At 50.5% G+C, this 4,562-nt stretch carries 5 protein-coding genes; 2 read left to right on the forward strand and 3 right to left on the reverse strand.

Going from position 1 to position 4,562, the window contains the following annotated elements; genetic code table 11:
* Nucleotides 1-425: 425 nt before the first annotated feature.
* Both NGM66_RS14020 and NGM66_RS14025 read right to left on the reverse strand, forming a co-directional pair.
* On the reverse strand, nucleotides 426-1,022 hold the full coding sequence (locus NGM66_RS14020) for a L,D-transpeptidase (protein WP_258115832.1): 597 nt from the start codon (nucleotides 1,020-1,022) through the stop codon (nucleotides 426-428).
* Nucleotides 1,023-1,120: 98 nt separating this feature from the next.
* Nucleotides 1,121-2,674, reverse strand: a complete 1,554-nt coding sequence (locus NGM66_RS14025) for an ABC-F family ATP-binding cassette domain-containing protein (protein ID WP_209280003.1) — start codon at nucleotides 2,672-2,674, stop codon at nucleotides 1,121-1,123.
* 184 nt (nucleotides 2,675-2,858) lie between these two features.
* On the opposite strand from NGM66_RS14025, the gene NGM66_RS14030 reads away from it, so the two are divergent.
* On the forward strand, nucleotides 2,859-3,242 hold the full coding sequence (locus tag NGM66_RS14030; RefSeq protein WP_208909088.1) for a VOC family protein: 384 nt from the start codon (nucleotides 2,859-2,861) through the stop codon (nucleotides 3,240-3,242).
* A gap of 15 nt (nucleotides 3,243-3,257) precedes the next feature.
* Nucleotides 3,258-3,959 (forward strand): CPBP family intramembrane glutamic endopeptidase, encoded by a 702-nt coding sequence (locus NGM66_RS14035; protein WP_208909087.1) that lies wholly within the window; start codon nucleotides 3,258-3,260, stop codon nucleotides 3,957-3,959.
* A 178-nt stretch (nucleotides 3,960-4,137) separates the two neighbouring features.
* Here the strand turns inward: NGM66_RS14035 and NGM66_RS14040 are convergent, their stop codons facing one another.
* Nucleotides 4,138-4,398 (reverse strand): type II toxin-antitoxin system Phd/YefM family antitoxin, encoded by a 261-nt coding sequence (locus NGM66_RS14040; RefSeq protein WP_208909086.1) that lies wholly within the window; start codon nucleotides 4,396-4,398, stop codon nucleotides 4,138-4,140.
* Between the last annotated feature and the right edge of the window lie 164 nt (nucleotides 4,399-4,562).

Genomic DNA, 4,562 nt, shown 5'->3' on the forward strand with positions numbered 1-4,562 from the left:
TGAGCTCAGCCGTGGGAGTTCCCTTAGCGGCACGATTCACGCCGGTTAGGGAACTGGCGACTTTGAGACGCGGTCTTCGGCTCAAAGTCGAGGAGACGAGACCGCTCTTCGGCTCGTCCCGCCGCCCACAGCGTTCCAGCTCATATTTGGCGGACGGAAGGCGGCCAGCTAACCACCCTCAGCTGTGTTTGCCAGGTTACTGGGTGGGACGACTTCAGAGACTCGCCAATTTTGCGAGGCTTTGAAGCGAGGCGGAAGACCGCTTCTCAGGCTGGAGCCGTTCCCCATAGCAAGCGGAACTGCTGGCTGGTGGAGGCATTCTGCCTCGCCCATTTCAGCAGTGAGAATGCCGTCTGATTTTGCTTTCACCGTAAACAAAAAGAGCTGAGACAGTGCGTCCCAACTCTTGCGATGATTAACACAAACTAGTGAATCACAACTTTCATCCCGTAAGGTACGTTGTTGTAAACCCATTTGGCGTCGGCCACTGACAAACGAACACACCCGTGGGAAGCGGCGGTCTTACCTAATTCCTCAGCTTCACTCTTGATGTAGTTCCCGTTCTTGTCGGTCGGCACACTGTGGAACAGGTAGATACCGTGATCCTTCCAAGAGACCCAATATTTGGCCCCTTCACCAGAACTTTGATTGTAGAAGAATTTTCCCCGTTCCCCCTGGATTGCATACGTTCCGTGCGGCGTTTTGTTTTCCTTGCCCGTCCCCGTGGAACAATACATGGTGTAGAGCACCTTGTTGTTGCCATCACGGATGTAGACCCGTTGCCGGTTGGTATTAACATCTAACCAGGCATTCGGGTGCTGCTTGAGGTTCGGATAAGGCTTGTTTTCCGACGGTTTACGCCAATTAATAGTATCGGCCTTGGCCGTATTGGCTTTCTTCGTCGTCTGACTAGTGGGTTGACTCGTCTGCGGTGTCGTATGGCCCTGAATCAAGCGGTTGATGCCAACTGCCCCAACGATGACCAATGCGAAGACCACGAGTAACTGTCTTAAACGTCTCATACTCTGCCATCCTTTTCAAATTTTCCTAACTACGACTACTGTAACGGATTTTTCTGAAAAAGGAAACGCCTTTTACCAAAACGTAATCTCACTGCAATCTAGTTTGCAGAATTCCTTAGACTCAGCTTCTCAACATTCAAGATTTTATCAACTAAGCCGGTATAGAAGCTGGCCTCATGGCTGACGATAATCGCATTGCCCGGGAAATTCAAGATAGCTTGCTTCAAGGCCTGCTTGGTTTCGTCGTCCAAATGGTTGGTCGGTTCGTCCATGATCAAGAAGTTGGCTGGTTCAAATTCCATCAACGCCAACTTGACCTTGGTCTGTTCCCCACCGGAGAGCTCGCCAATTGGCTTCATGGCATTGGCAGAGTCCAGGCCACACTTAGACAGCTTAGTCCGAATCGCCTTTTGGGGCAACTTCTCGTACTTGGCTTGGATGATCTGCAGCGGCGTTTGTTGATTGTTATCCCAAACCAGATCCTGGCTGAAGTAACTGATCCGAGCGGACGGGGAGAAATGCGCTTCGCCACCCTTGGCCTTGATGATGCCTAAAATAGACTTGATCAGCGTCGATTTCCCGACCCCGTTGAACCCGGTCAGGCCGACTTTTTGGTCGGTCGTCACGGAGAACGTCACCGGCTTCAGTAATGGGCGGTCATACCCAACGGACAGTTCGTCGACCACCAAAGCGTTTTGCGAGCCGGTCTCCTGATAAGGAAAATCAAAATGGGCTTGCACGTTCGTCGATGGCGGATCGACCCGGTCCATCCGGTTGAGCATCTTTTCCCGCGACTTGGCCATGGTCGACTTAGACCCAGCCTTGTTCTTCCGGATGAAGCGTTCAGCCTTTTCGATGACGACCTGTTGCTTGTCAAATTCACGTTGTTGGGCCTTTTCCCGTTCACCCCGTTGCCGCATGGCTTGCTTGAAGCTACCCCGGTACTTGGTGATTTGGCCAAACGCCACGTTGATGATACAGTTCGTGACATTTTGTAAGAAGTCGTAATCATGGGAAATGATCAACGCGGCCCCGTCGAAATTGTTCAGGTAGTCTTCCAACCACGCAATGTGGGCGACGTCCAGGTAGTTGGTCGGTTCGTCCAGTAAAATGACGTCGGGATTTTCCAGCAACAACTTGGCCAAGATAATCTTCGACCGTTGCCCCCCGGACATCTTGGCAACTTCATGGTCGCGGCCAATGTCGTCTAAGCCTAACCCGGAGATGACCCGTTCAATTTCCGTTTCCACGTCGTAAAAGTTTCGCGCGTCCAACTCTTCTTGGATTCGGCCGGCTCGTTCGAGTAGCTTGTCAGCCATCGTTTCCGCGTATTCGGTATACATCGCCGTCATCCGGTCATTCATTTCGTACAAGTCAGCGTAAGCCGTATGCAGAAAATCAATCAGCGTCATGCCGTCTGGAATATCGGCGTACTGGTCCAAGTACCCAATGTGGGTTTTCTTTTGCCATTTCACGTTCCCCGTTAACGGGAGCTCCTGGCCGGTAATAATTTTAATTAAGGTTGACTTCCCAACCCCGTTTTGCCCGACGACACCCATGTGTTCGCCTTTTTCTAGGGTAAAACTGGCGCCTTCGTAGAGCTTCTTATCTGCGAAGCTCATGCTGAGGTCGTCAACTTCTAGTAGTGGCACTGTTTGTCCCTTCCCTTCTTCTCTCAACCGAAAAAAGCCCCGACATCGTCAAGGCCTTTAGTTAAACCTATATTAGGTAGTAACTTACCACGAAAACCGGGGGTTCGTCAACTTCCTGGCCTAGGGAACTGGCCCCAAACTATGCTATAATGGGTAAAATTTATGACTAAAGGACTGACACTTAATGAATATTCGTAACATCGACCACCTCACCTTAACTGTTAGTGATGTGGAACATTCCGTGCGCTGGTACCACGAGGTCTTTGACCTGCCCATCATCGAATTCGATGACGGTCGGCGCGGCGTGAAGTTGGGTAAGCAAAAAATTAATTTCCAACAAAGTGACCACCCCCATTTGCCCGTGGCCAAGCACCCCACGGTCGGCGGTGCGGACTTCGCCATTATCGCGACCGACCCACTGGCTAACATCTTGTCTCACTTGACCAACTACGCGGTCGAAATCGTGGATGGCCCCGTGACCAAGCAAGGCGCCTTGGGCCCGATGACGTCAGTCTACGTCCGTGACCCTGACGAAAACCTGATTGAAATCGGTAAATACGACCAGTAGGAGGCGGACCCGTTCATGACTAAATTGACCCAACTGCTGGCGGCCGGTGGCAACTGGCTGTTGCGGTGTCTCAAGTGGATCGGCTTTTTAGCCATCTACCTAATCGACACCCTCCTGTTGTCCATGGCCACCAGTCAAGCCCGCCATCCCCAAGTGGCCACGCGCCTGATTGGGGTCGTCCTGATCTACTCGGCCTTACTGCTGGCCTTCTTGACCTGGCGCTACTGGCAGCAGATCAAGAAAAGCAATCCGCGCCACATCGGCAAGAGCCGCTTCACGACCAAACGTAGCTGGCAACTGGCGGGCCTGTTTATTCTGATGCTGGCGATTCAACTGGGCTGGAATGCGCTGATCAACGCCCACATTCTGACCAGCCCCGCCAACCAGACCGAACTCAACGCGCAGATTTTACAGCTACCGTTTTGGAACCTGTCCTACGCCATCTTACTGGCGCCCTTCGTGGAGGAAATGATCTTCCGCGGCATCTTCTTGAATTACTTTTTCCGGCAAGACTCACGGGTGATGAACTTCTTGGGCGTCTTCATGTCGGGGATGATCTTTGGCATGATGCACGTGATGAGCTTCACGCCCACGCTGTTCATGTACGCGGCGCTGGGCTGGGTGCTGGGCTTCACCTACCTGAAATTCCGCGACCTGCGCTACAACGTGACGCTGCATTTCTTGAATAATGCGCTGTCGTTGTTGGCTTATATCTAAAATTCAAAATAGCCGGTACACGTCCCACATCAGGGATGACGTACCGGCTATTTTTAACTTTGATAATATGACCAGGCAGCCAAAATGTAAACAACCTTTTCTTGCTTATTTACCTTGATTCTTTTCAATTTTTTTGAATCCAATCTTGCTGAGCTCTTAATTACAATTCAAAACACCATTATAATTTTTCCCAGTCAATACTATCAATGTCAGTCCAACCAGAATTATCAGCCTCTCGCTTCTGAACTTCAGCCAAAGTCCCAGTAGCTGAAAGATAGAGCGCTTCTTGCATGGCATCCCAGTCATGCTTGTTAACAATGACCACGTCTTGGTTTTCGTCTTTACTCTGGACTGTTACTGGCTTATGTTCCGACGAGACTTGCTTTACAATGTCAAAGAAATGCTTACGTGCGTTAGTTGGCGTAAAGCTATCTTGCATTTGCATAACCCCCTTGAAATATACCATGATCATAGCGTACACGACCCACGTACGTAAATCTAAACATCCGGTTACGCTATTTTTAGGTAACGCGTAGTGCTAGTAATGTAATATTTCAAGAATTGAATAACAAGCTTAAGTCCTAATGCATGCAAAAAGCCCGC

The sequence above is a fragment of the Levilactobacillus yiduensis genome (assembly GCF_024718525.1).
In the GTDB taxonomy this organism is placed as follows: Bacteria; Bacillota; Bacilli; order Lactobacillales; family Lactobacillaceae; genus Levilactobacillus; species Levilactobacillus yiduensis.